The sequence below is a fragment of the Glaciimonas sp. GG7 genome (genome assembly GCF_052976905.1).
Map to the genome: position 1 here is coordinate 1 of NZ_JBRIIQ010000193.1, position 2,725 is coordinate 2,725.

Genomic DNA, 2,725 nt, shown 5'->3' on the forward strand with positions numbered 1-2,725 from the left:
TTTGCGAGTCGGTTCGACAAAACCAGAGAAGAAGAATTTTCTCTCGAAGAGTATCCTTCGAGTTGTTCGGCTTTGAGAAATAAGACCGGTCCGCGATCCAGCGCGCGCTCCACTGCTTGCCTCACCACGACTGATTTTCCACATCCAGGCAGGCCGCGGACCTGGACGATACGGGCCGTGGTGAGCTTTGCGTCCAGGCTCTTAAGGAGCGAGGTTCGGTCGAGTTTCGTTCCGTCAACATCGTCAGGAATAAGGCTGGCGTAGCTCTTAGCGAGTTCCGTCAACTTGTGGAGGTCAAGGTGAAAGGAGGTCGCGCCGCGAAGACGAGCGAGAGGTGCGATCGAGCGCACAAGACGCGCGCGATCAAACTGACCTGACTTGCCGGCTGATGCGCGGGCTAGTTGAACGGCCCACGACCAGAGAAGGGGTGCTTTGACTACTTCATCGGGCGCAAGGCACTCTCGAATACGATTAATGGCATCTGGGGGATCAGTGGCACCTTCGAGAAGGAAGTCGAACTGGATGAGCACGAAATGTGCAAGGAATTGATGCACTTCTTCACTCGTGCATGGTGTCCCTTTCGCCTCTTTTACTAAGGCAACCACGTCGTTTTTGACCGCTTTTAATTCGGCGCTGGCGCTGCCTCCCTTCGCAAAGCGAGCGTCAAAATGGTCAGCCGTCAGACTTTCACGTGCCCATTCACAAAGGGTCTTGAGCGCTCGTTCTTTGGCGCGTGAGACGGTTCCGACAGCTGCCCCGTAGCGGTCAGCATTGACGCGGAAGTCAGACTTTTTTAAGGTAGCCCAACTGTCGCGGATAATGTCGCGAAAGTCGGTATTCGTTCTTGCCTTACTAATCGTGAGCGAACGTTTCACTTGGAGGCTAAGGCGTGCGGGGTTCTTTCCGACGTCTTCAAAATCAACAATCACATCATCGAGCGGTTCCCCAAAGTCGCGCTGCTGAACCGACACGCAGACAACGGTTCGATCATTGATACCGGGTGCATAGGCCTCGGCTAGCAACGCGGTGAGGTAGAACGCAGCCGCGTCGCCCTCAAAAGTAAAACCCTCGCCGCCGGCGAGTTCAGGTGATTGCGGCATCGGTAGCTTAATTAAAAAATTGGTTAAGCAGCCATCAGTTGAGGAACTGACTGGTCGGTTACCGGCGATTGTATTTTTGTTGTCATCCTACCTTAAAACTTCCATACCTGCATACGTCAAACAATCAGACGCCAATCAAGGGTCAAGGGTCAAGGGTCAAGGGTCAAGTAATCTGTCATGGAAATCACCCGGAAGCGCGAAGCGATGAATGTCCGCAAAGTATCTGAAGCGCGCACTTGCGCTCCCCGAAGGTAATAATTAGTCGAGAGGCATACTGAGCGCCTTCTTTCGGATGTGAAGTTGCCATCTTTGTCGTCTATGGATTTCGACTTTGCTCAGTTACCTGCCGCTAAACCAACGTCGGCATGAAGAGCTGGATTGGGTCGAGACTTGCTCGCCATGCTTTTCAAAACCTGCCATTCGTTGAAACATTCCCGTCAACGGCCGGTCCACTTAACTAAGCTGTCATTCGTTCCAATGCAGACAAAAAACACATTATCCTAGAACTGGTTGGCCTCTCATCAAAACCTAATGACCGCACCCAGTCTTTAGCAGACTCAAATGAAATTCAACAATCGAAAACTCTCGGTCCATTGTCGATTTAATCCAAAGCATCCTATTTTAATTTCGGTAGCTCTTCCCAATCAGTAGTATATCGAGCCGTCCGATACTCAAATCGCGCAGCCCAGCGCCCGACCCCACCAGCAGAACCCAATCGCACGGTATCTCTCCCATACAGCGTATTCAGCACATCAAGCGCCCCCATCACGGCAGGCGAATACTTGCCGCAAGAACCGCCGCCAAACAAACTCCCCTGCCCAATCGCCCCAGAACGCAAATCCATCAACACCACCCCCGCCTTTTTGTACTTAAATCCCTCCCGAAATAAACGCTTTAGCCCATACAGCGCCAACGCAGTCAGCACCCGCAAATCATCCGACGGTTCCGGCAGCGGTACGGTCATGCCGTTGTTGTATTGCGGCTCATCGAATCTGAAGCGATCCGTTTCAACAAAAACGTGAATCGCCCCGCATACCGATTTTTGTCCGCGCAGTTTCTCGGTCGCACGGGCCATGTACAACGACACGGCTTCCTCCAATTCCCGGATGGTCATCACGGTCGCACCGAAAGAGCGCGAGGAAATAATCTGTTTGCGTGGTGGCGAAATCTCTTCTAATGCCAGACAAGAGACGCCGCGTAATTCGTTGTAGGTACGCTCCATCACCACGCCGAACTGTTCGCGAAGTGCTTTGGAGGACGCTGTGCGTAGTTTTTGCACGGTGTCGATATGCATGCCGCGCAGCCTGTCGCTGATCTTGCGGCCAACGCCCCACACTTCGCCGACGTCGATATGACTAAGTACTTCGTCGACATCATCGCTATGCATGCTCGTGAGATCGCACACGCTGTTGTAGGGGGCTTGCTTTTTGGCGATATGGTTGGCCATCTTGGCGAGGGTTTTTGAGGAGCCGATGCCAACGCAGACGGGTAGCCCGGTCCACTGTTTGACTCGGTGCCGGATCGCTTGCCCCATGTCGGTCAGGCTGGGCCAAAGTCCGCTCATGCCGTTGAGACTGAGGAATGATTCATCGATGGAATAGACCTCTACATCGGGGCTGTAGTCG

Annotated in this window: 1 protein-coding gene and 1 pseudogene; both read right to left on the reverse strand. The window is 53.2% G+C overall.

Annotated elements, in window-relative coordinates; all coding sequences use genetic code 11:
• Positions 1-1,100: pseudogene (locus tag ACVBEF_RS20985) on the reverse strand (ATP-binding protein); the annotation flags it as partial.
• Positions 1,101-1,716: 616 nt separating this feature from the next.
• Positions 1,717-2,725, reverse strand: a 1,009-nt coding sequence (locus ACVBEF_RS20990; protein WP_447125837.1) for a Y-family DNA polymerase, incomplete at its 5' end; no start/stop codon positions are given.